Here is a 26,563-nt window from a genome sequence, read left to right on the forward strand (position 1 = left end):
CGTTTTCTAGTATAACCTTTATTATCCCCCTGACAAGCTTAATTAAATATGGTGAATACTAAAATGGCCGATAAAATAACCCTATCAGTCATAAAAGCAGACGTAGGTAGCTTTTCAGGACACTACATGCCGCATCCCGACATGCTAGCTGCTGCCACAAAAGTCTTGTCCGAAGCGAAGCAAAAAGGTCTACTAATAGACTTCTATGTAACACATGTTGGAGACGATATCCAGCTTATTATGACCCATACCAAGGGCCCCGACCATCCCGATATCCATGGCTTAGCATGGGATGCTTTCCAGGCTGCTACCAAAGTTGCTAAAGAATTAAAACTATATGCTGCTGGCCAAGACTTGCTGAGCGATGCTTTCAGCGGTAACGTTAGAGGGCTGGGCCCGGGCGTTGCAGAATTAGAGATGGAGGAGAGGAAGGCTGAGCCTGTGGTTACATTCCACGCTGACAAAACCGAGCCAGGCGCATTCAATCTCCCAATGTACAGGATATTCGCAGACCCGTTTAATACAGCCGGTCTAGTGATCGACCCTAGGATGCACTCTGGCTTCGTATTCGAAGTATTCGACGTATTCGAAGGCAAGAGTGTTCTATTGAAGACCCCTGAAGAATCATACGACCTCTTAGCCTTGATCGGTACGCCTGGTAGGTACATTGTTAGGAGAGTCTACAGGAAGGAGGATAACCTTCTAGCAGCTGTAGTCAGCGTGGAAAGGCTTAACCTAGTCGCGGGACAGTACGTCGGTAAAGACGATCCTGTAGCTATCGTGAGAGCTCAGTCCGGGCTACCCGCCGTAGGAGAAATATTAGAGGCTTTCGCCTTCCCGCACCTGGTAGCCGGCTGGATGAGAGGCAGCCACCACGGACCCTTGATCCCAGTGCCTATGAAATATGCCAAGGTGACTAGATTCGATGGACCTCCTAGAGTTATAGCTCTGGGATGGAATATTAGCAGAGGCAGGTTGATAGGCCCAGCCGACTTATTCGACGACGTAGCATTCGAGGAGACTAGGAGGCTAGCGCTACAGATAGCAGAATACATGAGGAGACATGGACCATTCATGCCTCACAGGCTTGGACCCGAGGAAATGGAGTATACAACACTGCCCGAGGTCTTAGAGAAATTGAAGAACAGGTTTGTCAAGACCGAAGAAGTGAAAGTTGTCAAGAGACATAGTGAAATGCTGTCGGGAGGACACGACTAATCGAGTAACAGAATATTAGAAGGGTTTTTTATGAAACCTGTTATCGTTGTAAACTATAAAGCGTATCATCCCCAAAGCTTTGGAGAAAACGCTCTCAGGATCGCGAGGGACGCTATCAGGGTAGTTAGAGAGCTTAATGGTAGAGTAGAATTCATACTAGCCCCTCCCTACACAGAGATAAGGAGGATTATTGAAGAAGTGAGAGGGACGGGTATAAAAGTATACGCCCAGCACGCAGACCCTGTCGAACCAGGGGCGGTTACAGGCTTTATGCCTCTCGAAGGCCTACTAGAAGCAGGAGTCAACGGTGTTATACTAAACCATAGCGAGCACAGGCTAAAGCTATCGGATATAAACATGCTTATTAAGAAATCGGAGAAACTAGGGTTGGAGACACTCGTATGTGCTGACGAGCCTGAGACAGGGGCTGCTGCAGCAGCTCTAAACCCTGATTTCGTAGCAGTCGAACCCCCCGAACTCATAGGTACAGGTATCAGTGTCAGCAGGGCTAAACCAGAGGTGATCGTTAGAAGCGTTGAGCTAATACGTAGAGTCAATAACGACGTTGTAATACTTACCGGAGCAGGCATAACAGACGGGCAGGACGTCTACGCTGCTATAAGATACGGTACTAGCGGGGTTCTAGTAGCCTCTGCTATAGTCAAAGCCAAAGACCCGTATTCGGTTATGAAGGATATGGCAGTCTATGCAATCAAAGCCGTGGAAGAATCATAGCACAGGCTTATAAGAATTTTCTATAAATTTAATTACTTCAGAGCCGCCGTAGCTCAGCCGGGTAGAGCGCCGGCCTCGTATGGTTGCTTTAGAACCGGGTCGGGAAAGCCGGTGGACGCGGGTTCAAATCCCGCCGGCGGCTCTCCTACACGACTCTTTTTATAATAATCTCGTGCATTTCACCGCCTGGTTTAGCAAAAGACTCTACGACTATATCGCCGATCGACAGATCTCCCCTAAGCTTAGACAATTCTTCTAACGCTCTAATACCGTCTTCGTAAGACGCGTCCAAGCCTATGTTTTTACTCATATCATACACCTTGAGGCCGTAGTAGAGTACGAGTCTCCTAGCTAGAACCTTATCCGGGGTCCCAACAATCACTGGTACACGTGGTCTAAGCATGGATATTAGAGGTGGAACCGAACCTGTCTTCGAGAATATCAACACCTTACCATCTATACTCTCCGCTAGAGAGAGCAGCCCGTAGACGTATTTGTCTTTAATAGTGTTCTTCCCAAAGTGCTCCCTAGCGAAAACAGGGCTAGGACCCTGTCTTAGACTGGATTCTGTTGATTCTATTATCTTCTTCAACCATTTCACTGTTTCTAAAGGGTATTTGCCTACGGCTGTTTCATTTGTCAGCATTAGTGCGTCTACACCGTCGTTAACTGCGTTGTAAACATCTATTACTTCGCTCCTGCTAGGGATCGGTTGTTCTACCATAGACTCTAACAATTGGGTAGCTACAATTACAGGCCTGCTATATTTCAAAGCTGTGGAGACTATCCCCTTCTGGATTATCGGCAGCTTATCCAAGTCGAAATGCAGGCCTAGATCGCCTCTAGCAATCAGGACAACATCACTTGATTTAACAATTTCTTCAAGATTCCTGTATGCTGCAGGAGTTTCTATCTTAGCGATAATGCCTGTGCTACCTTTCAAATCCCTGATTATGTTCCTCACAGTAATTATATCCCGGCTACTCCGCACATAGCTAATCCCGAGAAATGTAAAATCTTTCTCTACAGCGTATTTTATCAGCGACAAATCCTCATACGATATAGACGGAAGGTTGGGTTCTTTTCCTTTGATAACTATCTTTTTCCCGCTACCTATCACACCGTCGAATAAAGCCTTTGCAAGGATGTAGTCTTCGCCGTTTTCAACAACCCTCAGAATGCATTCCCCGTCGCCTACTAATATTATATCGCCTACTTCAACGATTTCAAAGACTTCCCTGGTCTTTACCGGTACCTCCCCGCTCGCGCCTTTATCCCCTTGTATAAACCTTACTATCCTATCGCGTTCTACTTTCATTATATTTCCATCTAGAGACCCAATCCTTACCTGGGGGCCTTTTAGATCACCTATTAGAGCGATCGGCTGCTCGTATTCTTCTGAGACGTTGCGAACTATATCCACTAGCTTATCCCACATGTTTTTGTCTCCATGGCTGAAGTTTATCCTGAAGCCTGCAACCCCTTCTCTCACCATTTTCTTAACGATCTCTACATCGTTTGTAGAAGGGCCTAGCGTAGCTATAATCTTTGTTTTCAACACATACACCAGCAAAAATGTTTATTTAAAACTCACTGTAAAATAATTTTATGGCTATTATAACACCAGTGATAGTATGAAGAGGTTTCTAACAGGATGGTACATTATATTACTGCTTCTCGCTCTCACAGCTATCGGGCTACCGTATATCCCAAGAACATTATCGCAAGAAATCTGCCTCCAAGCCATCTACATGACTACAAGTAGCCTTATCGGATTCTTCAACGGTAGCGACCTCTACCTGTGGAAGCCTTATGTTGAAGTAACAGGGATGATCCTAAACTATAATAATATCGGCGGCCTACTTAATATAACATTTGTATACAATGGTGTTATCGTTGGAGACTCGTTTACTTCCCCCTTAATCCCTAATAGCACCCATGACTTCTATTTATCGGCGAATCTCTCAAGCCTGGGTGTTAGAGAGGTGAGCACGTATTCTATTATTGTTAGTCTTAGGGATCTGAAAGATGGCAGCCTGATATACCTGTGTACTCTAGTTAGCGGCAGGGTCTATATAAGCGGTTATAATTGGGGGACGAGTTTATGGAGTAATAAGACAACAGGCAATGTAACAGTCTCTGTTATGCCTAGTATTATTACAAACAATATAAACAGCCAACCAAGAATATACTTGTATGCGAAAGGCCTGCCTCCTTTCAGGATATACCAGATCCAGGCTATCTACCCTAACATACCCAATACCCCACTAGATTTAGGGGTAGCTGGTTCAGGAGCTTCAGGAGACTTGTATACAACTCTCAACCTTCCTGTCGTGACGAATACTTCTGAAATAACTATCAGCCTTAGAGATATCGAGACAGGGGCGAGCTATAACACTACTATACAACAGGTTCTAACAGTACCACCGCCGAAGACGTGTACTAGTGGACAGCAGATAATCTCTCCCGCGGGCCCTTTAATAACCCCTACTACAGCCACGCCTACAACTACTAGCACACCAACGCCGGTTACTGTAACTTCAACTATAACAACTACTTTAACTACCACTATCATCAACAATAGAACCCTGGTATATACAACTACACTATACATCAATAACACTGTGACTACAACAGTAACCCTTACTAGTACGCATACCTCTACTATAACTCAAGAAGTCGTTTTAACACATAATTCGACGAGCACTGTTACACAGACTCTTACCGTAACGAATACTACTACTATCGAGAACCCTGTTCTCTCCCAGCTGAGTAGAGGAGCTATAGCTCTCTCTAACGTAGGCTATATAGCGATAATAGGTTTCCTAGCTCTAACAGCCGCTACCGCCGCATCGATAAGCATTATAGTGCACAGACCTTTATCTAGGGCTGTCAAAACCTTTAGGAGTATCGAAGAGAGACTAAAGCATATGAGAGAGAAATAAGTGAAACGGCCCGACCCCGGCTCAAGGCGGCTGCGAGGCCTCTCGGACCTCACCGCCACCTTGACGCGGTTGGCTTAACTTCCGGGTTCGATACGAGACCGGGTGTTGCCCAACCGCTATGGCCGGGTCGGGCCAATAAACAATGATTAACTAGGTGCTTTTAAAACCTTGCTTTTGCTAACCGAGTAGACACCTCTTATTTTCAGGTCTCCCCCACACCTAGGGCATTTGCCTTTCTTAAGGCCGATCATATCCCCGGGCTCGTAATCCTTCTCCAGCTGGAAACCACATGTAGGACATTGGAGTAATACCCTAGTAGTATATTCGGCCCGAGCAGGTTTTCTCCTGGTCTCTAGAAACATGTATATGACTAGGAGGACTATTAGTATAATTGTAAAAATAGTATAGGGGTCTAACATTAATACGGCACCCCTATACTATTTCCTATCCCTGCTATAATGATAGTGCTATTAGGCTTCGTCTCCTCTCTTAATAGCTTCAACACATATTCCGATGTCCTCACCGTGGCTTCGAACACTTCTTTCTTCATTGTTGTCAAGGCCTCTCTGTAATCCATTTTTATGATGATGGCTCGTAAAGGTATATTGTACTTGGCAGCCGCTCTCTCAATTGCTATTTTCTCGGGACCGGGATCGCCGATCGCTGCCCCAACGCCTTCTGCAGTAGAGCCTGTCTCCTCACCCTCCAGTTTAAGTGCTGCATCTATTGTAATAATCAGATCTACGTTTCCTTTCAAATCTTCTACAAGCTTATTAATCACACTACCCGGATGCCCGACATTGCTCCCGGGCCCTTCAGCCTTAACGAAAAAGACCCTCCTACCCTCTAGCCATGCTTCTACAATAGTAGTATCGTCGATAACATTTTTAGATACTATACTCGATTTCTCGAGCAGGTTGTATACAACCAAGGGGCCTGCAGAATCCCCGATAGGCTTCCCTGTCGTGAAGGGGTCTAGCGCCATATGGTAGGTTTCAACGTATCTCATTATAGTAGGCATTAGCAGTTCTAACTGCATTAAGAGTATCCAGTTGTTTTCTCTCTCCCCTGTTAGCAGGTAATGCCTAACTACCTTGTATATAGTGTTTAAACCAGCCAGTATCTCTATGCTTGTTTCTACAAGGCTGCGCTCGAATTTGCCTATAGAAGGGAAAGCGTTCTCAACAGCTTTCTTGAAAGTTGATTCACCAGTGCGTATCAGATGGTCTAGCCTTCTGATTATATCCGTAGGCTCGATGCTAACAGGCTCGATCGTGAAGAAATCGAGGAACCTGTTTAATAATAGCGATGGAGAAGGGTTGCCGAAGTTCGAAATCATCTTCTCGACCCTTGCTCTATCTTCGTCGATAACCCTTTTGATAACGCTCAGCTTATTCCTGATATCCATAGCCCAGATTTTCATCTGTATCTTCTGATTCAGCCCAGTCAGCAGCATTACAAATATTATGAGCCAGATTATCTGGGTTATTAACGATATCGTATCGCTATTCATCATCCACCAACTTTGCCTTAGACACTTTATTGGCTATACAGTTTTTAAACGAGTTACAACGTGGTCACTACTACCTCTTTTGGGAGGATTAGGAAGGTGTGTTCGAACTGTGAGACAGGCTTGCCGGATTTCTCTATTAGAACCGGGTATTCTACGAGCAGCCGCTTAGCCCTCAGCCCAGTTAGTATGCTATTAATCCTGTCTCTAAACCCTGGATACCACCTTGTCGTGAAAGGAAGGGTTTTACGTTCATCAAACACTTTATTGTAGAACTCGCCTTCAACCCCTTCAGGTATATTCCTTGAGGCTTTAAGAGCGTATATTGTTACATCCTTCGATTCTCTAACCAGGCCAATGCCTGTTGTAGCAAAAGGCTCTACCGCATAGACGCCGACGCCCAGCCTCCAGGTAGAGAAGATATCGTCGTAGTTTGGAATACTATAGCCGCTGTGTATTAGGTACCTGTCTATGCTATGACCGCTGAGGTTTCTAATAGGTTTGAAACCCATGGATTCAATAATTTTTTCAACAGTCCTACCGATCTCTCTAGCTCTGAGACCAGGTCTCATGATTTTAACGACTTCTTCGAGAGCCCTCCTAGATGCTTCTACGAGCCCTTCTAGAGCAGTATTAAAGCAGACTGTGGTAGCAGTATCTGCAATATAGCCGTCTACGTGTACGCCTAGGTCTATTTTTACGACTGAGCCGTCGGGAATAGTCGACGCGTCTTCATCTGAGGGGGTATAATGAGCAGCGATCTCGTTCACACCTATATTAACAGGGAAGGCTGGTCTACCGCCGAGTTCTAGTATAGTCTTCTCTAGTTCGATAGCTATATCGGTAATCCTTGCCCCGGGTTTAACGATTCTCTCAGCTTTCTCCCTAACCCTTCTAGCGATCTCGCCCGCCCTGATATATGCTTTAACTTCCTCCTCATCCAATTTTCTCGCCGCACAACTTTATCAGCTAAAAGGTGTTAATAAACAATAAGGGGGTTGGCTTGGCTAGGATAAAATACTTCGGCCACAGCGCTTTCGAAATAGAGCTGAAGGGCCTGGATAACAAGGATAAAGTTGTACTGATAGACCCCTGGATCGACAATCCCCTGAGTCCTGTTAAACTAGATTATTTCAGGCATAAAAAGGTCGATTATATCCTGGTGACCCATGACCATGGGGATCATCTCGGCAACGCATACGATATAGCCAAGCTGACTGGTGCAACCATAATAGGAATCTTCGAAATAGCTGAAGAAGCTAGTGGGAAAGGGTTGAAAGCGGTAGGAGGTAATATAGGGGGTCGGCTATCGCTTGAAGACCTAGAGATCGTTCTCACCCCAGCTCTACACTCTTCTAACAAAGGGTCTCCGGTAGGTTTCATCGTTAAAGGCGCCGATATCTCACTATACCATGCTGGTGATACAGGCCTCTTCAGCGAGATGAGCCTGATAAGCGAGCTCTATAGCCCTGAGGTAGCACTACTACCTATCGGAGGCCACTTCACAATGGGGGTTAAGGAGGCTTTCAGAGCAGTGTTAATGTTGAAGCCTAAAGTAGTCATCCCAATGCACTATAATACATTCCCTCTGATCAAAGCAGACCCGTATAAATTCAAAGAGCTTGTAGAATCTCTAACCCCGACCAGAGTGATCGTATTGAAACCCGGTGAAGAATTCGAATACCCTTAGACCAAATAAATTAAACCCCTTAAGATATATTTTTAACCAGCCCCGCCAAAGAGCCCGCGCAACCAGGACCCGGAAGCCGGATGGTGTGAACGCGGGTGTCAGGGGCGGGGTACATTTATTCAAAACTTCTAGGAGCCTATTCGCTCTTACCTTATTCAACCCAGGCTAGCCTTGTCTGCTAGAGGCTTAGTGCTGGTTTCATAATTTCCTATCACAAGCCTTCTATTTTTTAAACAATCCGGTAGAGCGGGATATTCATATGGAGGCATACGATTCCAATGCCGGTTTTGAACCCAGTATATGTTTCAAGCTGCCCTGTATGCGGGAAGGATGCTTACGCTCTAGACCTCGAGGAAGCAGGAGTGTGTTCCGAATGCCGTAGAGCTTCAAGATCAGACTTCAACCTAGAGGATTTTATTTATAGAGAGCTCGAGGATTTCACTAGTTTCTTCGAGAAGGCTATTGGTAGCAGTATGTGGGGTGGTCAGAGAGCGTGGGCTCTGAGGATTCTTAGCGGAGAGAATACTGCTATCATTGCGCCCACGGGTCTGGGGAAAACAACGCTAATATCTGTTTTCGCAGTCTACGCAGCCAGGTATTATAGGAAAAGAGTATTGTACCTAGTGCCTACTAGAGCATTGTTAAAACAAGTTTATAGCAAGCTTGGAGAGATCTCTGCGAAGACCGGAGCTGGTCTCGATATCGCTGTATACGATTCGAAACTGTCTAAACAGAGGAAGGAAGCACTAGTGAAAGATATTGCCGATGGTAAGTTTAATATACTAGTGGCTACAAACAGCTTCTTCACAAAGAACAGTAACCTACTTGCTAACAGTAATGTCGACGTGATAATAGTTGATGATGTAGACAGCCTTCTTAGGAGCAGTAGGAATATTTTACGGTTGTTGAACATACTGGGCTTCGACGATAACATCATAAACCTGGTTAAAAGGAAACTAAATCTCCAGTGGAAGATAGTAGCCCTGAAAACTCTGGGCAGGGAGTCTGAGTACCAGGAGGTTGTGAAAGAATTCCTCGAAGTAGATAAGATAGTGAATAACGAAATAAGGAAGAGGACTGGGAAGCAAGTAATATTCTCTTCAGCCACGGGTAGGATGAGAGGTATCTACTCGAAGATCCTCAAGGAACTACTGGGAGTAGACGTATCCGGTGTTACAATCTACGGTAGGAATATAACAGACTCTTATTCGCTGACCGATTCATGCGATAGCATACTAGAGGTTGTCCGGAGGATTGGTAGGGGAGGTATAATCTACGTTAGCTCTAGACATCCGTTTAAACAGTTCTTCGAGGAATGCGTAAACAGGTTGAAGACAGAGCTAGGAGCCCAGGGGTTACGGGTCGAGGAGGCTAAACCGGAATCTATCGAGAGGCTAAAGAAGGGTGAGCTAGACCTCGTATACGGTAGTGCGAACTACTACGGCGTAAGCGTTAGAGGTGTTGACGCTCCGGAAGCTATAAGATACGTTGTCTTCCTCGGAACCCCCTTATTCGCTCTAAGGCTCGAAGACTATGCTTCTACATTAAACGGTATGCTTAGACTGGCAATACTAGCTAAAGAACATGGTTTCGAAGACTCCAGCAATATACTGCGAGTAGCTAGAGATTTCCTTCTGAAACTATCGCCTAGCGAGATAAGGCTAATATCGCAGTGTCTCAGAGGTAAAGCCGATAAAAACATGCTATCAGACTATTTAAGGAATATTGTTTCAATACTGGAGAGTTTTAAAGAACTGCTTGTTAGAGACATCGCTAAATTACTGGAGACACGTAGCACTATCGAAGTCGGAAGCCTGACCATAATTAAATCTGGTAACAGCATCCAGGTATTAGTACCGGATGTTATGACCTATATACAGGCGTCCGGGAGGTCTAGCAGATTATTTAAAGGGAGGATGACCCACGGTCTCTCAATAATATTCGAACTGCCTTATTTAAGCAATGTTATCAAAGGTTTGGAAGCAAAACTTAGATCTTTATCAAACAACTCTATTTCGATAAAACCCATAGACCAGGTCGACCTCGATAAAGAGTTGGGAGAGGTTAATTCGACTAGGGAGGGTAGTGGTAGTAGCTTCGATTTCAAAAGCATACTCGTCATAGTAGAGTCTCCTACTAAAGCGAGGACTATAGCCGGGTTCTTTGGAAGACCTGTTAAAAGGTTTATAGGTAAAACAGTTATCTACGAGATCCCGTTTGTTAAAGACGGCGAGATAATCCATTTAAGCATTGTATCAACACGCGGCCACTTGTACGATTTAACCACCGACTCTTCCAAGGGCTTGCACGGGGTGGTGTTCGAGGATGGTGTTGTATCTCCTGTTTACGAGGTTATCAAGAAGTGCCTGGTATGCGGGACACAGTTCACCCATGGAGACCAGTGTCCTAGGTGTGGTAGCAGGCTTTACAGCGACGCGTCTGAGACTATATCCGTTCTTAGGAAGGTTGCCCGCGAAGTTAACGAGATATATATTGCTACAGACCCTGACGAAGAAGGAGAGAAAATAGCATACGACCTGTACCTAGCGTTAAAACACCTTGGTAAACCAATGTATAGGATAGAGTTACACGAGATAACTTTACGCGAATTCCTAAAAGCTCTCGAATCCAGGCGCAGTATCAACAAGTTGGTTGTCGAAGCAGAGGTATACAGGAGGGTTTTAGACCGCTTAATCGGCTTTAGCCTGAGCGCTCACTTGCAGGAGAGGTATAATACGAAGTACCTAGGGGCTGGCAGAGTACAGACTCCTGTACTAGGATTAATCATAGACAGGTATAGACAGCATATCTTATCCAAGTGCTGGAGGGTCTTTATAGATGGGGAAGTCCAAGGCGAGAAGATTAGGATAGCTCCTTGTTTCGACGATAGATCCATAGCCGAGAAAATAGCTTCGAGCAATAGATTCACACTGGTTAAGACTTCTTCAGTAATTAAAACCTTCTATCCAAGCCCTCCGTTTACGACAGACGAGTATCTTGTAGCAGCTTCGAAGATAGGGGTGTCGTCGAAACTAGCAATGAAGCTTGCTCAAGACCTTTTCGAAGCAGGTTTAATAACCTATCATAGGACGGATTCCACGTATGTTTCTTCAACCGGTATAAACATAGCTATGAAATACCTTGAGGCTACGAACCTAAGCGAGTACGCTAGACCGAGCCATTGGGGCGAAGAAGGGGCCCACGAGGCTATAAGGCCGACGCTCCCGCTTGATGCCGTATCCCTTGAGAAAACAATATTCGAGAACACCCTTGTACTAGCTAGGCCTCTTACAAGGCTCCATCTTAAGGTTTACGACCTAATCTTCAAGAGGTTTATAGCAAGCCAGATGAAGCCTTTTAAAGCAGTTGTCTCAAACTACCAGGCGGTAATTGACGGTATTACGGTTGCCCAATTAGAATTCGTGGAGAAGATAGTCGAGGACGGTTTCAATAAAGTTATGTCCCCGCGGGTTATCAGTATAGGCCAGAATAGTGTTGAAGCCAGCGTAGTCCAATCAAAGATTGCTAGAGCTAGTAGAATACCCTTGTATAGTGAGGGAGATATTGTGTCTCTAATGAAGAAAACAGGTATCGGGAGGCCTAGCACATATGCTAAGATCATAGATAACATTAGGAGACACGGGTATGTGGTAGTGTCGAAGAAAGCTGGTAAAGTAGTGCCTACAAAACTCGGTATAGAAGTATACGAGTACCTGTCTAGTGGATACAGAGAGCTTGTAAGCGTTGAAACAACAAGGATGATGGAGAAAACCATAGATGAAATAGCTAGCGGTAGAGCTAGCTCGGCTATCGAAATAGTGAAACTAGCGGGCAGGCTATCAGACTTAAACCTCATCCCAAACAAGTTAAGCAGGGTCTCTCAAGAACCCGAGGTATATGCCTAAGCCAGGAGCATGCACGGTTCTATCTGACGCAGACGAAGCCATGGGGTGGAACCTCCGGTTCCCCTCTATTCTATCACTCCCCGGCACGTTCTACACCCTTTTCTAAAACAATTGTAAGAACTCTACCGTCGTTGTACAATATGCTATTTAGCACTATTGTGATGAAAAGGTTTGTCATCTTTAGACAGAGTGTTTTTGTCTTCTTTATACAAACTTATTAATTTAGTTGTTGATGGAAGATGAATTGTTCCACCTGAAATAAAGGGGTGTGGGAGGTTGCTAGTTGCTCCATTAGAAGACGGGGGGTGGAACCAATGGTTTCTATGGAGATTGAATAATGGTAGGAGAATAGGGTCTAGGTGTCGCAGTTGAAACCAAACCGGTAAACCACTGGTTTTCTGAATACGTTTTTAACTATTAGGTGATTCAAATACATAATAATAGACTAAACGGTGGTAGATGTGAGTAAGCCGTCTACGGTGAATAGGATTATAGAAATCGGTAGGAGTAGTATCGACGACTACGTGGTTGAAGCAATAGTAGGTTTGCAAGAAGGCCCTGGCGTCGTAGTATTGAAAGGGAGAGGCCCCTATATCTCGAAAGCTGTAGACGTATACAACGAGCTTCAGTCAAGGCTTGGCGACGGACTCGAACTCGTGGGGGTTGAAATCGGGAGCGAGAAGAAAGGTAGGCCTAAATCCTATATTTTGATAAGCGTGAGGAAGAAGTTCTAGAAGACTTAATATGTTCAAACATATTATAAATTACCAGGGCCGGGGTCCCGCCACGCCCCCTCAGCGGGGGTGAGGAAACACCGCCCACCGGGCGGTACCACGGCTCCGCAAGGAGCACGGGTAGCACCCGTGGCAACGGTACAGAAACGACACGGCCACTACTAGATGGCGATGATGTTGCGAGGGGCCCCTGGCGACAGGGGTCCGGTAACCAACAGAGGACGGTAGTGGATGCGTTGAAACGACCGTCCCGTGGGGTGCAAGGCCGGGTTCCCGGGGTGATACACCGCCGGACCGGGTGTCGGCCGCTTAGTCGGATGCGGGTTAGTACAGAAGGCGGGTTATACCCCGGCCCTCAGCATACGGGGCTTTCCCAGTATTGTTTGATCACTTCTATCAAACCTCTTTCATCCTCTGCTCGCGAGTAGTCTTCTAGTAATTCACGGTTCAGGTCGTGGAAGGTCTTCATCCACTTATACAATCCGAGTAGCCTATTATAATCTTCGCTGAACCCAGTAATATAAAGGGCTGCAGCCGCAGCTTCGATACTAGATAGTATACACAGCCTCCCGTAGTTAACTGGGTTTGCGGCTAGTAGAGGAGGTAGCCTAACGTGGACTCCTCTGACGTTATCGAATACTCTAGGGCTTAGCTTATTCCAGCTAGCGTCTACTACCGTGATACCGTGGTTTTCAACTAACGTTCTATACCATCTACCTAGGTATTTATTGGAGAAAGGGTTGAGGACTATGCCGCCAGCCTCCTTGGGGTGGACGAGTACTGCTAAACCCTTCCTGATCATTTTAAGCGATGTATTCTTACTAGGGTCGTCTTCCCTCTTGTATACTACCATAATCCTTGGCAAAACCATCATCAACAAATATTTATTATTCTAAAGGGTATTATTTAATATAGGGATGTTAGAATGCCTAAGTCTACTGCAATCGTATTAATCCAGACAGAGATCGGGGCAGAGTCGAGGGTTTTAGATGAACTATATAAGATACCGGAGGTAACCGAAGCTTACATAGTTTACGGGACATACGACCTCGTCGTCAAAGTTGAATCCGATTCCCTAGAGAAGATCAGGGAGATTGTAACTAACAAGATAAGGAAGCTGCCCGACATAAGAACTACTATAACAATGATCGTTGTTGAAGAAAGGGTTAAAAGGTAGTACTACCGGGCTGTTAAAAACAGCTATACACAGGTTTTTAAACAGTTAAACATTTTTGTATACTAGGGGCATTAACACTGGAAACCGTTTTGTTTCCTATACGTTTTTATAAAATACGAGTAGGTAATGGACCGGCCGGGACTTGAACCCGGGACCTCCGCCTATCCCGCGACCCCGGTTTCCCAGTAGGCCATGCAAGGGCGGCGCTCTTCCAGGCTGAGCTACCGGCCCACTGTTAATATACTTGGATTTACACTTGGGTTTTAAACTTCACCGCGTTATCCTAGCTTTTTTAAGCTCTTCGAGTATTTCAACAGCCTCCCTACTACTGAATACCTTCTTCCTGATGTCGTCAAGTAATTTATTAAGCGCTGTAGCAGTTGCTTTCTTGAGATCTAATGGGTGTAGCTTGCCTTCTAGATAGGCTTTCTCTAACTCGCTGTAACTATTGAAAACAACTGTCCCGCCGTATTTCTCGGGTCTTTCTACAATGAGCTCAAATCCTTCCTGCTGGAATAAGATGTACTTGTTTATTTCTATTATAGGATTCATTTCTACTACTCTTGGCGGGCAGTAGGCTCTCATTATCTTAGCCTCAACTTCCTCGGGAGTGTCGTGTATGAAGATAGCTGTCTCAGGCTTGCTCTTGCTCATTTTAGCTTCTGCAAGTAAGTCGTCTGCTTCAACGCCCTCCATCCTCCTACCAGGCCCCTGCAGGCTGGTGATAATAGGTGTGTGGATAGCTATCGGTTTCTTCACCCCTAGTTTCTCCGCGAGATCTCTGGCTAGCATATGAGCCTTCCTCTGGTCCATACCTCCTAGAGCGATGTCAACACCGAGGTAGAAGATATCGGATACCTGCATCAGAGGGTATATTAGCTTAGAAGTATCAGCTTCTGCTTCATCCATTCTCCTACCCATTATAGTAAGAGCTCTCCTAACCCTCGCTAAGCTCGTTTCTTTAGCAGCTCTTAAGACGAGCCTCCAATACTCTTTATCAGATACTAATTCCTCAGCATCCACAAACCTAACCCTGTGCTCGACCCCTAGCGCTTTCAAAACATATCTGACGAATCTAGCAGACTTCCTAATGAGATCCAGGTCTCCTCCAAGCTTATCGTTAATATAGGCGTGCCAGGTGGCCTCGAGTATTATGAAATCAACCCCTATACTCGTAAGGTCTCTGACTTTAAACATCCATACGAGCCAGCCGATATGTACAAGACCGCTAGGCTCGAAACCAAGGTAGCCGGATACCTTCTCCCCAGAGGAAAGCTTACTAGCAAGCTCCTCAGTTGTAACAACCTCAAGAGTATTCCTAATAGCAATCCCTAGCCTACCCTCCATAAATTACCCTCACATCACTTGCCAACTACTAACAGCCTGCTGGATATAGAAATTATAATAATCCTTATTCCTATAAAAATAGCACTAAGAGTGATGAGTCCCGCCCTCGTAGCTGCGAACATGATGAACCACGCCGGTACTGAATAAATAAACCCTCTTACCACATTAAACGATAGCGTAGACCTGTGCAGGCGATTGTTTATTCAAAGTAGTAGTAAAGCTTTTAATTGGTTTGTGTAATCTATTACAATCCAGCTATAATATAGGGCAGGATAAAGGGGATAGGGAAATGGCGGTCCAACCACAAAGCGCAAACACCGTGTTAGTAGGTAAGAAACCTGTAATGAACTATGTGATAGCAGTATTAACCCTGGTACACCAGGGTATAAAAGAAATCTATGTGAAAGCTAGAGGCAGAGCGATAAGCAAGGCTGTAGACACTGTCGAAATAGTGAGGAACAGGTTCCTACCAGGCAAGGTCGATGTCGAGGAGATAAAGATCGGGAGCCAGACAGTCACCAACCCACAAGGTAAAGAGAGCAGAGTCAGTATTATCGAGATAAAGCTGAAGGTAAAAGAGTAAATAGGTGGCCTATCGTAAAACAAAAAACAATATTTTTAAACATGTCCATTAAATCATCGGGTTCCATCATATCCTCCGCGTTTTCTCCGGCTCGAATAGTCTTCTACCAACCGCTTGAAATACTCTAGAGGGTCTAGACACTTGTACTCCTGGAGCCCGGTCTTTAGAACAAGGTTTTGTTTAGAAAGTCTTCTCAAAATACTCAAAGCAGTTTTATTCGAGAAACCAAGCTTCATCCTCAGAATGTCTAGAGCCTCCCCCACGTTCATCCCGCTACGGTTTTCAAGGCATAGAGCGAGGTACGCGATAAGCTCACGTTTCTTAGGGATCCTCATAGTACTAACACCATAAAACTTGATGGTAGTATAGCAAATCCAGAAATACTATCACGAAACTAAGCTAATAGCCATAAGGTCATTGAGAAGTTTATGAATGTTGGGTACGGATAACCAGGTGGCCTGGGTTTGCCGAGGGTTAAAGCTGGAAGCATAGTGGTAGAACCCAGATATTTCCAAGTAGACTGGCTCCTGCAACTGATTAACGGGTATGAGGGTCCTAGAGTGGGGTTCTTGTACAGGCCTGGTTCAATACCTGTTAGAATAGGTATGAGAATACTCGAGGTGTCGGTACCCCCATTCAGCCTGGTTCTTGAAGAGTATAGTGGTAACCTATCCCAGATTACTTCGCTTGGTGGAAGACCATACTACGTGGTGAGTAGAGATATATGGCTCGACCTTAAATGGTTTAGGAGGGAATTCATACTCGAACTACTAAGAGCATTACGTAGGTGTCTAGAGGGCCCTTGTCATGAAATACTAGAATATGGTCAGCTCTTAAGAATAGAATTAGAAACAATCGATGGAGCATGCGAGAAAATTGTTTCAACAGGGTTTTACACTGCTCCATACCACAGTATTGTAGAGAGTATTAGACAGGGATACGGTAAGGAACCAGGCATTATAGCATTGCCTGCTGGCAGCAGGCTTATAACAGTCGATAGAAGAGAAGTGTTTTACACCATTAAACTAAGGATACCCTTAGAATGCCGTGGGTTCGACGGGGCCTTCTTCACAAGCCTGGTTGATACGGTTTTGTCTATCCCCGAATATTGATCTCTGTTTTATAACCCAGCTATCTGGGTTTAAAGTTATTAGAGAATGTTTTGTAATACAATTGGTGGATGAAGATACTTGCCCCCAAACGAGTCTTGATGAAGAAATTACCGCGAACTGACACCTATATACTCTTAATAGACTTCTTGGCTTTTGCCTCGTAAAGCTCCTTGTACTCTTCTACGACCCTCTTTATGTAGGGAGTTAGTACATCAGGGTCTACTCTCTCGAGTAGGCTTCTGAAGAATTTGCTAGCGCACTTATTACTGTGGAATTCGAGAGTCACACCCCCATATTTTATCACCAGTCCTTGCCCGTCCGGGAATACCCTGCCGCAAACCACGCATCTATGCTTTACACTCGTTAAACCCCACCTCGAGGAGTTTTTCGTAGAAGGTGCTAGGTGTCTCGGTGTACAGCCTTATCTTAGAACTCTTATTCGTAGGGTCGTAAAACTCTATAAACCTTCTCTGCTTATTGACTGTGAAGCATATGCTGGAGCCCACGGGTATAAAACTCCTACCGTTTATAACTATACCCTTCCTATACAACACGTAGTTGTGGGGGATTAGCAGGTTAGTGTATTCAACTCTCCTCATGATAAACCATCTTATAGAGTATAACACTACTATGATGAACGTGTACATTATGACATAGTTAGAGAACCTGGCTAGTATTTGATTAGCTACCACGCTTTCGATGCTAGCGTAAACAACGCCGCCTATCAACCCTATGTAGAGAGGGTAGAGCAGTATAGCCAGCATCGATATCAGTAGTGTTATGAATAATACTTTGAACTGGGAACTGAGATCCTTGTTCAAACCAGGGTCGGATACAGCTATTTTAATAGCGTTAGGTTCTTTGAACAACGGGGATCCTAGCTCGCTTGGAGGCGGTGTCTTACTAGTCTTTACAGTAAACCTATAGACCAGATAGAAGAATACTAGGTAGAAGGCTAGGAAAATAAGCCACGACCATTGCGGTACGATAGCAGATAAAAGCGATATAACGATTATGCTAATAGCATTCATCAATACTGTTACATGCCTTTTCGGCTGCTGCATCATTTTGATCACGCTATGAGAAGCTTATGCTAGGTAGATTAATAAATTTGGTTGAGAATAGAACAGCTTGATGATGAATCGCCACTTATCGGAGTAGTGAAGACGGCTCGTGTTTCTGAAAAATACTTAAACTTAAAGTCTTAGAAGGGCTATTATCGCTCAGTGATGAATGGGACTCTCCGAGGGATGAGGACGTTATCCCTGGCTGAGGTGGTTCCTATCACTACCGTTTTCTCCCTGAAACTATACATAGACGCTGTGAACGAATTGGCTCTGCCGAAAATAATGAAAATCCTCGAAGAGAAAGGGTTTAAGACGAAACCTATACCCCCTTCTTCGGCGATCGCATATGCTAGGCTTAGTAGAGGGGGTTCCGTTAACAACATAATCTCAACTATATCGGTTATTGCGTCAGCCAATCTCGTCAAAGCATGGTGCTACGAGTGCTGGGCTAGGACAACTGTATGCCCTTGCGAAAAGTCTTCTAGAATAAATAGCTGGAGGGTGTGTACTGAAGTATTCGAAGGAGTCCAGATGTATATCAGATGCGGGAGAGACAAGTCGTATATCAGGCCTGTCCTAACGGGACTGCTAAGAGACGTCATTAACCCTCCATCAACACATTTCACGTCATGCTTCCTCCAAGAGAATCTACTGTCAGCAGCCGAACACATATCTAGGACGCTAAGCTTACTCGATGGTTTCATTAAGTGGAAGATCGAGAAGGATGCCCTGGGAGTCAGGTAGCTTGTAATAGCTATAATGAAGTATTCATCTATATTTAATAGTCTACGAAACTAATGGTATAGACCAAGTGATGAACGCCCTATCCCTTGAACCTAGGATGAAGAGTGTCGAACCCAGGCTGAGAATTAACTATTGATTAACCGCTTGAACCTGGCGGCGTCGTCGAACATGTATACGTTGTTAAATAGAACATACACTTCTCTATCTACAGAGTACTTGCTCACGATTTCGTGTAAGCGTTTGAGGTCATCGTCAGTATATTTATACCTGTAATTCACTTCGCTACCTCCAATACCGTGGAGTCTAAAATATACTACCCCGCCCTTTCCCAGGTGAGGGGTTGCTCTAAACGGGTCGACGATATGAACTATACCGAATTCTTCAATAATATCATATAGTTCCCTAGCTTTACTCCATTCCCCCCTAGGCTCCCATCCTAGGATAAACCCCTGAGCGATATCGCTCGCTTTGCTAAAGAATTCTCTAACCCATTCAACCGATTCCCTACTGTACGGTAGGCTCGGCGGGGTCTGGAGAACTATGATCTTCGATTTCAAAGCCTCGGCTACTCTCACAGTCTCTCTTAGAGCCTCCAGGTTTTCGTTCGATGGCTTTAGGAAGCCGTAGTTAGAGGTATCCCCTCTAGGCTTTCTCCTCATCTTCTTCCAAGTAGGTGATGAAGCAGGATGTGTTATAACCTGCCATGCCTTAATAGTGAATTCGAAATCCCCAGGAGCCTCACTCCTAAGGTTTTCAGCCCAGTCTATAGATGGTAGATCGTAGAAGGTATTCTGGAGTTCTACAACATTGAATTCTCCATAATACTTCTTTCTCGATACGGGGAATCCGCAGCAACCTATTTTTATACCCATCTAGATTTACCCTGTGAGGGTCGAAGCCTCAACGTTTTTAACAGGCTCTAGCATTTTAAGCTTCTCTACCAGTATATTTGGCTGCCTCAGATCAGTCCTCGATACATCGGCTACTATCTCGCACTCCGCTAGCTCCCCTCTTTTTATCACAATACACTTCGTCATAACAATGTCTAATCCGTAGTCGGCTAGATACTTCGTTATCTCAGCTAGTACGCCCGGCCTATCCTCTATCTTCATAATTAGTTTTATCAACCTCGCTGAAGCCGGTAGAGGAGTTATCACAATCTCCTTCTTCTCTTTATCTCCAACTACTATAACGTACATACCCTCTCTTATATCCAGGGCTTCCCTAATAGTCAGAGGGATGGTAATCCTACCCTTAGAATCTACTCTCACAAGCTCTTCCATCCTAACCATAATACTCCTCCTCAATCAACATGATAAATCTGTAAACGCCTCTTATAACTATAACAAACAAGTACTCTATTTGTCAACCAGCTAAATTCGCCTTCCTGAATACAAGCCAGCCTAGGATGAAGGGTACGGTGATCCAGGATATTGTCGCGAGAGAGACAAGCCATGGGTTAACTACTTCTGAAGCTGCCTCTAACCCTGTTGTAGCATTGTTGTGGACTAGGAAGAAGTACTGTAGGAATGCTGAAGGACCGCTCGGCGAGAAATAATAGGATATATACTGGTTTCTCACAAGCCTGCTTGTGAAATCAGGGCTTAACCCCTGGTAGAATGTTATAAACATGACTAGTATGTTATATAGGAACGCGTAGAATATGTAGACGAATATAGAGATAGCTAGATACCTCGATCCTTTAACAGTTGTTGCGATAAAGTAGAAGAGACTATAGTAGGCTAGTAGGGATAGAGCGGTGCCGGCGAATAGAATCATATAGGAATATAGGTCTAGATACGGGCCTACCAGGTAGTTTAGTGCCGTGAGCATTGTGATGAAGAATAAGAATGTTGAAGCAATAGCTACCAAAGACCCGGCTAGGTACCTGGTTAGGTAGATATCGAGCCTTGTGACCGGTCTAGCAGCCAGGAATTCGAGTGCTCCAAGAGACCTTGGCTTAGCTATGTAGACGTATGCAAGGTATAGCATTATAATAGGGAAGAACGTCGATAATAGCCCGAGACCTGCTCCGCTCGACATGGCACTGGCTATAATCCTCTTTGTAGAAGGGGGTTCGTAAGGGAATATTGATAATGGGATAGGGCATGCTACCAGGCCTCTGCCACTAGTCGACACTAGTAGTGGGGGTACTGTACTCGCTGGGCCTCCTGGTGGAGCGAATATTTCCTCGTATGTAGGCAATTTACCCTCATATACCGTCTCGGAGTAGGATAAGCCCGGTTTTACAGTAGCTATTCTAGTAAAATATTCTTCTATATTGCTAAGGCTTAGATTGCTAGGTATCTCTGTAATATTCGGTTTAGGTATAAAGAGCTGGTATGTTAAATTGTCCTCGTCGTAAACGAAGGAAATAGAGATAATCCTGTACTTGTCACTACCTATCTTCTCGGCTAAGAGGGCTCCAGCGTAGAACTTGGATAGCGGGATTTGGGTTGAACTGTTGGCAAGCGAACCTAAGTCAATAATATCGTTACTGAACCTATAGCATGTGAAGAGAGTTGATACCGAGGGGAGAGGTGATAGATGTAGGAAGTATATTGTTTTCCCACCTATATTATGTGTTTCATAGAATAGTATAGCCTCAAAGCTCCCTAAGGTAGTAGCTGTATCCAGTTCTAGATAGAACCGCACGAGGGGTTGCTCTACAGGCAGGTTATCAAGTCTTTTATAAACAAATACTTTGCCGAACCCACGAGCCTCTCCACTATCTAAGACCACCCTATTAGAACCCGTACTATTGTAGGCTAATGTGTACGATAAACTCCCTTGTATAAGTTTAAGCTCGGGGCTTACGAATAGAGCTTCGAGTACGAAGGTTTTGTTAGAAGGGTCTATGTAGGAATACACTATAGAACTCCTTAACGGCGATACTGCCAGCGTGTTAGTAATTAAGTAGGCTAGCCCTATACCTGCTAGTATGAAAATTATTAAAGCTACTATTGTAGAAAGTCTTAGGAGGCCTCTTTTAAAATCGTAGATTACAGGATTCATCTCTGCTCAGCCTCTTGGATTAGTTTAAAGAAGAATTCTTCGAGACTCCTCTCCTCCTTCCTAACCTCTAGTACACCAATATTATTCCTCACGAGTTCCGAGACTAAGTCTTCAACGCCTACAGTAGGTTTTCTCAAAAGCAGCCTGGTGCCCTCTATAACTACCGGCTCCCCGAACCTGCTTAAGAGCCTAAGCACTTCTTCATCTAGCCTGGTGAGCGCTAGAGTGATCGAAGCGCCTGCCTTGTTTCTAATCTCATCCATTGAGTATACACCTATTATCCTCCCTTTGTGTATGAAAACAACCCTGTCAGCAATACCTTCTACCTCGCTCAAGATGTGCGACGAGAACAGTACTGCCTTACCCTGTTTTTTGAACTCCCTAGTAAGCTCCCTGAAGAAAGCGATGCCTTTCGGGTCTAAGCCGTTTAATACCTCGTCTAGTATAAAGTTAGGCGGGTCATTTATCATAGATAATGCAAGCGCAAACCTCTTCTTCATACCCTGCGAGAAAGATGCTATCTTCATTTTCAACGCTTCTCCCAACCCGAATCTCTCGAGTAGTTCCTTAGCCAGCTCCCTCGCTTCAGAACCAGATAGCCCGTAGTACCCGGCTATGTAGACGAAATAGTCTAGGGCTTTGAAATCTGTCTCAAAAATAGGAAGCTCGGGTACCCAACCAATCCTGGATGATGCTACACGCTTATCCCTGGTAATAGAGTATCCGTCGATAAACACATCTCCGCAATCAGCTGGCAATACCCCTACAGCTATTCTTATCGTAGTCGTTTTACCAGCACCGTTTAAACCAACGTATCCGACGACTTCGCCGTTTGATACTGTGAACGATACATTCTCGAGAACTCTCCTACCGCTAAAAGATTTGCATACATTCTTAATCTCGATCATTACCAGACATAACCTCGTCTTAATTCCGGGATCAGTTTTTCTCTACAAAAATTATTTGGAGGAATTAGTATCAGGCCGAGTAATCCTGCCTCTATTTAATCGCTCACATACTAACCGGCGGTGGTAGCGTAGTCAATACTTTTACAGGGTAGTCTCTAAGCCTCTCTCTCCACATATTACCTAAGCCTAGGATCACTATTATCTCCGCGATGGTTACGCGGGCTTTCTCGAGAATGTCTATTACAGCGTGAAGTGTTTTACCTGTGTACACTACATCCGCTAGTATCAACACGTTATCCTTCCTACTAAGCAAGTCTCTATCAATGTAGAGGTTTTCAGCTTCTTTAGGGCTCCTTATAACCATCGAACTATAGTATTGCACTCCGGGGTAGCTCCTCCTCTTCACTAGTAGCACTGGCGCACCTAGTTCGATCCCTAGTATAGTCCCGATCGGTAGGACGGATTCAGCGGTCACTATGATCTTCGTCACGTTTGTAGATACTAGTTCTAGGAGTAAGATAATGGATAAGAGTCTGATAATGTAAGGGTCTTTTAAAACCCTCGATAAGTCTATAAGCGTGCTCTTCTCGTGTTCGACAAGCTCCCTGAGGAGATGGTTTATATCTATTGATAGAGCTAGCTTGGAAAGAATGCCTACAGCCTGCTCGTAGCTAGGTATTATATTACCTCTCACATACCGGCATAATACTGATTCCGGGATCCCTGTTAACGCTGTTAAATCCTTGTAGGATAGATTTCTCTTCAACAACCTTAGCATCTCGTTTGCGAGAAGCCTGATCTTCATCCTATTAGCTTTGGTCCCACCGTATACTCTATTGATATTGCTCATCATCTGGGATATCTCGTTCTCTAATGGTTTTCTCACAACAAACGAGCTAAGAGAGCTTCTAACCATAATCACCCACTAGTTTTGGTAACTTTAATACGGTTAAATAAAATTTAGTTTCCTAGGGATGAGTGAGGTCTTAAGTTCTGACCCCCGATGAGGAAAAACCCACGCAACGACCGGTGGTTTAATTGTTTGAAATCAGACCAGGCAATGCGCTAGCCGAGTCAGGTATTGATTTCAGTGAGATAACCGATAGGATAGCAGAATATATACTGGAAGGCCTGGATGTGATAGCAGTGTGTAGCGAGTGCGGTTCCTGGGAGTATTGTGTTATAACATCGATTATCTACCAGGGCGAATACTACGAGATTACTCCCGAGGGGGTGAGGGTTTCCGTCTCAGAAGAACACCCTTTTGACGAGTATGTTGGGAGACTGCTAGCAATCTCAAAGGCTATTATTAAGAAAGGAGGGAGAGTATTTTTCTACACGCCATATCTTTTCGCAAGATCTATCAGGGTCTTGCTATGTGGTGAGACAAAGCCTTCTAGTATAAGAGTAGAACCTGTCCCATTTGAAGAACAGGAGTTTATTACTAGTGCTGGTGACTGACATGATCGTAGTGAGATCTAGGAGGTGGATTAGCGACGAGGATTTCCAGGAACTGCTTAGAATAGGGAGGTATTTAGGCAGGTCGGATCAGGGGGTTGTTTTCGAGCTAGAGCCGTCTAAGGCTGTTTCCAACGGCTATACGTTCGAGGACGTTTTAAATATAATACAGGAGCTAGGCCTGGAGATAGAAGGGTCGATTGAGGAATTAAAAGCCGAATTCGCTAGGTTTAGAGCATTAGTAGAATACGATTCTCAAACAGGTTTTATCGTTGTGAAAATACCCAGGCTGGTAGAGGGCAGGGTAAGAGACAAGCTCAAGTCCATAGGGGCTAGGAAGATCCCTTGGCAGGGGGAGTATTCAATCTATAGGCTGCAACCTTACTTAGCATACCAGGCATATAAAATCCTCGAGGCTAACAGTATAGAGGTTGAAGACAAGCAGAATATCCTAGGTAGGAAAGAATTACCGACTAGGATACAATTAACCAATATTAGTCTCAGAGACTACCAGGAGGAGGCGTTAGCTAAATGGTTGGATAATGATAGGAAAGGGATTATAGCACTACCCACAGGCTCGGGTAAGACTGTTATCGGGATAGCAGCTATAGCAAGGGTCCAAGAGAGGACGCTTATCGTTACATATACTAAGGAACAGGCTAGACAGTGGAGGGAGGCTCTATTAAAAATCACTAATATACCTAGTAGCATGATCGGTTTGCTCTATAGTGAGGAGAAGAAGATAGCGCCTATTACTATAACAACCTACCAAAGCGGGTTCCGGATGATCAAAGAGATAGCCCCTTACTACAATATGCTTATTGTCGACGAAGTACACCATCTACCCGCGGATAAGTTTAGATATATAGCGGTTCATTCTATCGCACCCTATAGAATGGGCTTGTCTGCTACGCCTTTTAGAGAGGATGGGAGGCACGAGGAATTATTCCCGCTGCTGGGGGGAGTAGTATATTACAAGACTCCGGGCGAACTCTCTGAGAAAGGGTACTTGGCCAAGTATACTGTCTACACTGTTAAGACTAGACTACTCCCTGATGAATGGAGGGAATACCTGGAGCTAAGGACAATGTTCGAGAAGTTTGCTAACGGTAGGGAGTTCGAGAAACTAGTTGAAGACGCTTCAAGAGGGGATAAATCGGCTGCGGAAGCGCTGAGGATACATAGTAAAATCAGAATGCTGTTAGCCAAGTCCAGATCCAAGATTGAGAAAGCAGTCGAAATAGCTAGGAGAGAGCTTGAGAAAGGAGGTAAGATAATAGTCTTCACCCAATACGTAGAGCAGGCTGAGGAGATAGCTAAGAGGCTTAACGCATGGCTCTTAACCGGTAGGACACCCGACGAGGAGAGAAAGAAAGCGCTGGAGGAGTTTAAGACCTCTAAGTCAGGCATACTCGTGGTTACGACAGTAGGAGACGAAGGACTGGACATACCAGATGCTAATATCGGGATAATAGTATCGGGGACAGGGTCTAGGAGACAGTTCGTGCAGAGGCTGGGGAGGTTGCTGAGACCTAAGCCTGAAGGCGGGGAGGCGAAGCTCTACGAGATAATCCTAGAGAAGACTAGCGAGGAGTTCCAAGCAAGGAAGAGGAAGAGTACTAGCTTGGATGGGCTGGTTTAGGATTATTGCCTCTGCCTTGTCTTACTCCTTAATGCTTCCAGGGTCTTCTTATCTATATTCATCTTCCTAACCATGTCTAGTACTTTCTCGAAGGCTTCTTCTTCGCTAGAAGCTTCAACGTTGAAAACGATATTGGTTCCGGAGAGAGCTATCCTGAAACGGGTCTTGCCAAGGAACACGTATCTCTCGATGAGCGTTAGATCACTCTTCGATACCTCGCTCAATCAGCCAACCCCTTCCATCATCATTACTCAGCGATCGAGGACTTCCTCACCAACTAATATTTTCTAGGCCAATTCTCCTTTAATAATTTATATACTTCGGAGAGGGCTACGGGCAATACCTTTGTATCTGCGATAACCGGCATGAAATTACTATCGCCTGTCCAGCGCGGTACGACATGGACATGAACGTGGCCGGGTACTCCTGCTCCCGCAGACCTGCCTATGTTAACCCCTATATTGAACCCGTCCGGGTTCAGGGCTTTCCTGAGGGCTCTAATAGAGTCGTTTATCAAATGAACCATCTCTAGCAATTCCCTGTCATCAAGCTTCTCGAGGCTATCGACATGCCTGTAAGGTGCTATCATTAGATGGCCGCTATTGTAAGGAAAAGCGTTGAGGACTACGAAGTTAAACTCCCCTCTGTAAACAATGTATGCGTCTTCATCATTCTGGTCTTTTATTTTACAAAACAAGCATTCATTACTGCCTCCAATAGCAGATTTAACGTACTGGTATCTCCAAGGCGACCAGAGGATCCTCATAATCATA

General features: G+C 44.8%; 28 protein-coding genes, 2 tRNA genes, 1 rRNA gene and 1 other RNA gene. 14 read left to right on the top strand and 18 right to left on the bottom strand.

Translation table 11 applies throughout. The features are described from left to right. The first annotated feature begins 63 nt into the window (after positions 1 to 63). The 3 genes from fbp to ACSU1N_RS02945 all read left to right on the top strand — a co-directional run bounded on the left by fbp (position 64) and on the right by ACSU1N_RS02945 (position 2,095). The gene (gene fbp / locus ACSU1N_RS02935; RefSeq protein ID WP_440060123.1) at positions 64 to 1,218 is read left to right on the top strand and encodes a fructose-1,6-bisphosphate aldolase/phosphatase; all 1,155 of its coding nucleotides are present in this window, start codon (positions 64 to 66) and stop codon (positions 1,216 to 1,218) included. Between the two features lie 30 nt (positions 1,219 to 1,248). After that, positions 1,249 to 1,953, top strand: coding sequence for a triose-phosphate isomerase (gene tpiA, locus ACSU1N_RS02940; protein ID WP_440060124.1), 705 nt, complete (start codon positions 1,249 to 1,251; stop codon positions 1,951 to 1,953). Positions 1,954 to 1,995: 42 nt separating this feature from the next. Continuing rightward, a tRNA-Thr gene (locus ACSU1N_RS02945) sits at positions 1,996 to 2,095 on the top strand. Positions 2,096 to 2,098: 3 nt separating this feature from the next. Here ACSU1N_RS02945 and pyk read toward each other — a convergent pair. Continuing rightward, the gene (pyk, locus tag ACSU1N_RS02950) at positions 2,099 to 3,514 is read right to left on the bottom strand and encodes a pyruvate kinase (RefSeq protein WP_440060262.1); all 1,416 of its coding nucleotides are present in this window, start codon (positions 3,512 to 3,514) and stop codon (positions 2,099 to 2,101) included. A 73-nt stretch (positions 3,515 to 3,587) separates the two neighbouring features. On the opposite strand from pyk, the gene ACSU1N_RS02955 reads away from it, so the two are divergent. Beyond that, the gene (locus ACSU1N_RS02955; protein ID WP_440060125.1) at positions 3,588 to 4,898 is read left to right on the top strand and encodes a hypothetical protein; all 1,311 of its coding nucleotides are present in this window, start codon (positions 3,588 to 3,590) and stop codon (positions 4,896 to 4,898) included. Between the two features lie 10 nt (positions 4,899 to 4,908). Here the strand turns inward: ACSU1N_RS02955 and rrf are convergent. From rrf to map, 4 genes are all read right to left on the bottom strand, one after another. Further along, positions 4,909 to 5,028: ribosomal RNA gene (rrf, locus tag ACSU1N_RS02960) — 5S ribosomal RNA — on the bottom strand. A gap of 16 nt (positions 5,029 to 5,044) precedes the next feature. Then, positions 5,045 to 5,317, bottom strand: a complete 273-nt coding sequence (locus ACSU1N_RS02965) for a hypothetical protein (protein WP_440060126.1) — start codon at positions 5,315 to 5,317, stop codon at positions 5,045 to 5,047. Next, positions 5,317 to 6,414, bottom strand: coding sequence for a DUF1512 domain-containing protein (locus ACSU1N_RS02970; protein ID WP_440060127.1), 1,098 nt, complete (start codon positions 6,412 to 6,414; stop codon positions 5,317 to 5,319). The genes ACSU1N_RS02965 and ACSU1N_RS02970 overlap by 1 nt, the downstream gene beginning before the upstream one ends. A 50-nt stretch (positions 6,415 to 6,464) precedes the next feature. Next, positions 6,465 to 7,352, bottom strand: coding sequence for a type II methionyl aminopeptidase (gene map / locus ACSU1N_RS02975; RefSeq protein ID WP_440060128.1), 888 nt, complete (start codon positions 7,350 to 7,352; stop codon positions 6,465 to 6,467). 59 nt (positions 7,353 to 7,411) lie between these two features. Between map and ACSU1N_RS02980 the strand changes: the two genes are divergently transcribed. From ACSU1N_RS02980 to rnpB, 4 genes are all read left to right on the top strand, one after another. After that, complete coding sequence (locus tag ACSU1N_RS02980; protein WP_440060129.1) at positions 7,412 to 8,098, top strand: metal-dependent hydrolase; 687 nt, start codon at positions 7,412 to 7,414, stop codon at positions 8,096 to 8,098. A gap of 278 nt (positions 8,099 to 8,376) precedes the next feature. After that, positions 8,377 to 12,003, top strand: coding sequence for a reverse gyrase (gene rgy / locus ACSU1N_RS02985; protein WP_440060130.1), 3,627 nt, complete (start codon positions 8,377 to 8,379; stop codon positions 12,001 to 12,003). A 461-nt stretch (positions 12,004 to 12,464) separates the two neighbouring features. After that, positions 12,465 to 12,737: a DNA-binding protein gene (locus ACSU1N_RS02990; protein ID WP_440060131.1), complete on the top strand. Its 273-nt coding sequence runs from the start codon at positions 12,465 to 12,467 to the stop codon at positions 12,735 to 12,737. Positions 12,738 to 12,772: 35 nt separating this feature from the next. Continuing rightward, positions 12,773 to 13,093, top strand: an RNA gene (rnpB, locus tag ACSU1N_RS02995) — RNase P RNA component. On the opposite strand, the gene ACSU1N_RS03000 is transcribed toward rnpB, so the two are convergent. Then, entirely contained in the window at positions 13,093 to 13,611 is a 519-nt protein-coding gene (locus ACSU1N_RS03000; protein ID WP_440060132.1) for a DUF367 family protein, read from the bottom strand. The genes rnpB and ACSU1N_RS03000 overlap by 1 nt on opposite strands. A 51-nt stretch (positions 13,612 to 13,662) precedes the next feature. On the opposite strand from ACSU1N_RS03000, the gene ACSU1N_RS03005 reads away from it, so the two are divergent. Beyond that, positions 13,663 to 13,914 (top strand): Lrp/AsnC family transcriptional regulator, encoded by a 252-nt coding sequence (locus ACSU1N_RS03005; protein ID WP_440060133.1) that lies wholly within the window; start codon positions 13,663 to 13,665, stop codon positions 13,912 to 13,914. A 127-nt stretch (positions 13,915 to 14,041) separates the two neighbouring features. Here the strand turns inward: ACSU1N_RS03005 and ACSU1N_RS03010 are convergent. Both ACSU1N_RS03010 and ACSU1N_RS03015 read right to left on the bottom strand, forming a co-directional pair. Continuing rightward, positions 14,042 to 14,145 (bottom strand) — tRNA-Ala (locus tag ACSU1N_RS03010). Between the two features lie 39 nt (positions 14,146 to 14,184). Beyond that, positions 14,185 to 15,261 (bottom strand): tyrosine--tRNA ligase, encoded by a 1,077-nt coding sequence (locus ACSU1N_RS03015; protein ID WP_440060134.1) that lies wholly within the window; start codon positions 15,259 to 15,261, stop codon positions 14,185 to 14,187. Positions 15,262 to 15,550: 289 nt separating this feature from the next. Here ACSU1N_RS03015 and albA point away from each other — a divergent pair, with 289 nt between their 5' ends. Beyond that, complete coding sequence (gene albA, locus ACSU1N_RS03020) at positions 15,551 to 15,844, top strand: DNA-binding protein Alba (RefSeq protein ID WP_440060135.1); 294 nt, start codon at positions 15,551 to 15,553, stop codon at positions 15,842 to 15,844. 53 nt (positions 15,845 to 15,897) lie between these two features. Here the strand turns inward: albA and ACSU1N_RS03025 are convergent, their stop codons facing one another. Beyond that, positions 15,898 to 16,179, bottom strand: a complete 282-nt coding sequence (locus ACSU1N_RS03025) for a hypothetical protein (RefSeq protein ID WP_440060136.1) — start codon at positions 16,177 to 16,179, stop codon at positions 15,898 to 15,900. A gap of 129 nt (positions 16,180 to 16,308) precedes the next feature. Between ACSU1N_RS03025 and ACSU1N_RS03030 the strand changes: the two genes are divergently transcribed. Next, positions 16,309 to 16,956, top strand: coding sequence for a hypothetical protein (locus ACSU1N_RS03030; RefSeq protein ID WP_440060137.1), 648 nt, complete (start codon positions 16,309 to 16,311; stop codon positions 16,954 to 16,956). Positions 16,957 to 17,080: 124 nt separating this feature from the next. Here ACSU1N_RS03030 and ACSU1N_RS03035 read toward each other — a convergent pair whose 3' ends face one another. Together ACSU1N_RS03035 and ACSU1N_RS03040 are read right to left on the bottom strand one after the other, a co-directional pair. Next, on the bottom strand, positions 17,081 to 17,299 hold the full coding sequence (locus ACSU1N_RS03035) for a hypothetical protein (protein WP_440060138.1): 219 nt from the start codon (positions 17,297 to 17,299) through the stop codon (positions 17,081 to 17,083). Between the two features lie 4 nt (positions 17,300 to 17,303). After that, positions 17,304 to 18,023 (bottom strand): DUF2208 domain-containing protein, encoded by a 720-nt coding sequence (locus tag ACSU1N_RS03040; RefSeq protein ID WP_440060139.1) that lies wholly within the window; start codon positions 18,021 to 18,023, stop codon positions 17,304 to 17,306. Positions 18,024 to 18,185: 162 nt separating this feature from the next. Here ACSU1N_RS03040 and ACSU1N_RS03045 point away from each other — a divergent pair, with 162 nt between their 5' ends. After that, positions 18,186 to 18,767 (top strand): hypothetical protein, encoded by a 582-nt coding sequence (locus tag ACSU1N_RS03045; protein ID WP_440060140.1) that lies wholly within the window; start codon positions 18,186 to 18,188, stop codon positions 18,765 to 18,767. A 125-nt stretch (positions 18,768 to 18,892) separates the two neighbouring features. On the opposite strand, the gene ACSU1N_RS03050 is transcribed toward ACSU1N_RS03045, so the two are convergent. The 5 genes from ACSU1N_RS03050 to ACSU1N_RS03070 all read right to left on the bottom strand — a co-directional run bounded on the left by ACSU1N_RS03050 (position 18,893) and on the right by ACSU1N_RS03070 (position 23,606). Further along, complete coding sequence (locus tag ACSU1N_RS03050; protein WP_440060141.1) at positions 18,893 to 19,639, bottom strand: DUF72 domain-containing protein; 747 nt, start codon at positions 19,637 to 19,639, stop codon at positions 18,893 to 18,895. Positions 19,640 to 19,645: 6 nt separating this feature from the next. Next, a complete protein-coding gene (locus ACSU1N_RS03055; RefSeq protein WP_440060142.1) occupies positions 19,646 to 20,059 on the bottom strand; it encodes an AbrB/MazE/SpoVT family DNA-binding domain-containing protein in 414 nt (137 codons plus the stop codon). 73 nt (positions 20,060 to 20,132) lie between these two features. After that, a complete protein-coding gene (locus ACSU1N_RS03060; RefSeq protein WP_440060143.1) occupies positions 20,133 to 21,782 on the bottom strand; it encodes an ABC transporter permease in 1,650 nt (549 codons plus the stop codon). Further along, entirely contained in the window at positions 21,779 to 22,690 is a 912-nt protein-coding gene (locus tag ACSU1N_RS03065; RefSeq protein ID WP_440060144.1) for an ABC transporter ATP-binding protein, read from the bottom strand. The genes ACSU1N_RS03060 and ACSU1N_RS03065 overlap by 4 nt, the downstream gene beginning before the upstream one ends. A gap of 103 nt (positions 22,691 to 22,793) precedes the next feature. Continuing rightward, positions 22,794 to 23,606, bottom strand: a complete 813-nt coding sequence (locus tag ACSU1N_RS03070) for a phosphoribosyltransferase family protein (protein ID WP_440060145.1) — start codon at positions 23,604 to 23,606, stop codon at positions 22,794 to 22,796. Between the two features lie 122 nt (positions 23,607 to 23,728). Between ACSU1N_RS03070 and ACSU1N_RS03075 the strand changes: the two genes are divergently transcribed. After that, the gene (locus ACSU1N_RS03075; protein ID WP_440060146.1) at positions 23,729 to 24,151 is read left to right on the top strand and encodes a hypothetical protein; all 423 of its coding nucleotides are present in this window, start codon (positions 23,729 to 23,731) and stop codon (positions 24,149 to 24,151) included. Position 24,152: 1 nt separating this feature from the next. Beyond that, complete coding sequence (locus tag ACSU1N_RS03080) at positions 24,153 to 25,790, top strand: DEAD/DEAH box helicase (protein ID WP_440060147.1); 1,638 nt, start codon at positions 24,153 to 24,155, stop codon at positions 25,788 to 25,790. Between the two features lie 2 nt (positions 25,791 to 25,792). Here the strand turns inward: ACSU1N_RS03080 and ACSU1N_RS03085 are convergent, their stop codons facing one another. Both ACSU1N_RS03085 and ACSU1N_RS03090 read right to left on the bottom strand, forming a co-directional pair. Beyond that, complete coding sequence (locus ACSU1N_RS03085; protein ID WP_440060148.1) at positions 25,793 to 26,014, bottom strand: hypothetical protein; 222 nt, start codon at positions 26,012 to 26,014, stop codon at positions 25,793 to 25,795. A 53-nt stretch (positions 26,015 to 26,067) separates the two neighbouring features. Then, the gene (locus tag ACSU1N_RS03090; RefSeq protein ID WP_440060149.1) at positions 26,068 to 26,556 is read right to left on the bottom strand and encodes an HIT family protein; all 489 of its coding nucleotides are present in this window, start codon (positions 26,554 to 26,556) and stop codon (positions 26,068 to 26,070) included. Positions 26,557 to 26,563 lie beyond the last annotated feature (7 nt).

Source organism: Thermogladius sp. 4427co (genome assembly GCF_051933805.1).
GTDB lineage: Archaea > Thermoproteota > Thermoprotei_A > Sulfolobales > Desulfurococcaceae > Thermogladius.

What these genes read in the sequence shown, in the direction of transcription:
- ACSU1N_RS03070 (WP_440060145.1), bottom strand. Translation starts at nt 23,606, where the DNA reads ATGGTTAGAAGCTCTCTTAGCTCGTTTGTTGTGAGAAAACCATTAGAG.
- ACSU1N_RS03005 (WP_440060133.1), top strand. Translation starts at nt 13,663, where the DNA reads ATGCCTAAGTCTACTGCAATCGTATTAATCCAGACAGAGATCGGGGCA.
- ACSU1N_RS03045 (WP_440060140.1), top strand. Translation starts at nt 18,186, where the DNA reads ATGAATGGGACTCTCCGAGGGATGAGGACGTTATCCCTGGCTGAGGTG.
- ACSU1N_RS02970 (WP_440060127.1), bottom strand. Translation starts at nt 6,414, where the DNA reads ATGATGAATAGCGATACGATATCGTTAATAACCCAGATAATCTGGCTC.
- ACSU1N_RS03060 (WP_440060143.1), bottom strand. Translation starts at nt 21,782, where the DNA reads ATGAATCCTGTAATCTACGATTTTAAAAGAGGCCTCCTAAGACTTTCT.
- ACSU1N_RS03050 (WP_440060141.1), bottom strand. Translation starts at nt 19,639, where the DNA reads ATGGGTATAAAAATAGGTTGCTGCGGATTCCCCGTATCGAGAAAGAAG.
- ACSU1N_RS02965 (WP_440060126.1), bottom strand. Translation starts at nt 5,317, where the DNA reads ATGTTAGACCCCTATACTATTTTTACAATTATACTAATAGTCCTCCTA.
- ACSU1N_RS03065 (WP_440060144.1), bottom strand. Translation starts at nt 22,690, where the DNA reads ATGATCGAGATTAAGAATGTATGCAAATCTTTTAGCGGTAGGAGAGTT.
- ACSU1N_RS03090 (WP_440060149.1), bottom strand. Translation starts at nt 26,556, where the DNA reads ATGAGGATCCTCTGGTCGCCTTGGAGATACCAGTACGTTAAATCTGCT.
- ACSU1N_RS03080 (WP_440060147.1), top strand. Translation starts at nt 24,153, where the DNA reads ATGATCGTAGTGAGATCTAGGAGGTGGATTAGCGACGAGGATTTCCAG.
- ACSU1N_RS02955 (WP_440060125.1), top strand. Translation starts at nt 3,588, where the DNA reads ATGAAGAGGTTTCTAACAGGATGGTACATTATATTACTGCTTCTCGCT.
- fbp (WP_440060123.1), top strand. Translation starts at nt 64, where the DNA reads ATGGCCGATAAAATAACCCTATCAGTCATAAAAGCAGACGTAGGTAGC.
- ACSU1N_RS03000 (WP_440060132.1), bottom strand. Translation starts at nt 13,611, where the DNA reads ATGATGGTTTTGCCAAGGATTATGGTAGTATACAAGAGGGAAGACGAC.
- ACSU1N_RS03025 (WP_440060136.1), bottom strand. Translation starts at nt 16,179, where the DNA reads ATGAGGATCCCTAAGAAACGTGAGCTTATCGCGTACCTCGCTCTATGC.
- albA (WP_440060135.1), top strand. Translation starts at nt 15,551, where the DNA reads ATGGCGGTCCAACCACAAAGCGCAAACACCGTGTTAGTAGGTAAGAAA.
- ACSU1N_RS03015 (WP_440060134.1), bottom strand. Translation starts at nt 15,261, where the DNA reads ATGGAGGGTAGGCTAGGGATTGCTATTAGGAATACTCTTGAGGTTGTT.
- ACSU1N_RS03040 (WP_440060139.1), bottom strand. Translation starts at nt 18,023, where the DNA reads ATGATGCAGCAGCCGAAAAGGCATGTAACAGTATTGATGAATGCTATT.
- ACSU1N_RS03055 (WP_440060142.1), bottom strand. Translation starts at nt 20,059, where the DNA reads ATGGTTAGGATGGAAGAGCTTGTGAGAGTAGATTCTAAGGGTAGGATT.
- rgy (WP_440060130.1), top strand. Translation starts at nt 8,377, where the DNA reads ATGCCGGTTTTGAACCCAGTATATGTTTCAAGCTGCCCTGTATGCGGG.
- tpiA (WP_440060124.1), top strand. Translation starts at nt 1,249, where the DNA reads ATGAAACCTGTTATCGTTGTAAACTATAAAGCGTATCATCCCCAAAGC.